The 246-nt window shown below is 42.7% G+C and carries 1 pseudogene; it reads left to right on the top strand.

The features are described from left to right. Positions 1 to 246: pseudogene (gene ipk / locus FS736_RS24955) on the top strand (4-(cytidine 5'-diphospho)-2-C-methyl-D-erythritol kinase); the annotation flags it as partial.

The following is a 246-nucleotide window of genomic DNA, read 5'->3' as shown; positions in this document are numbered from 1 at the left end:
TTTATCACTTCATCTTTTCCATAAACCTCCCGACCGTTACCATGACCTACAAATCCTCATCACCACGATTGATCTCCCTCACCCCATTCAACTTACTTTATTACAACAACACACCATCATCATCCATTCTCATAATCCATTTCTTCCCCATCACCAACCCAACCTTCCTTACCACCCCCCCATACTCTTAAAAGACACGTTCCACCTCAAAAAACCTCTAATCATCCCCATTCAAAAAACCATCCC

The organism is Cytobacillus oceanisediminis 2691 (assembly GCF_007678455.1).
GTDB classification, from domain to species: domain Bacteria; phylum Bacillota; class Bacilli; order Bacillales; family Cytobacillaceae; genus Mesobacillus; species Mesobacillus oceanisediminis_A.
This window is presented reverse-complemented; position numbering and strand designations above follow the sequence as displayed.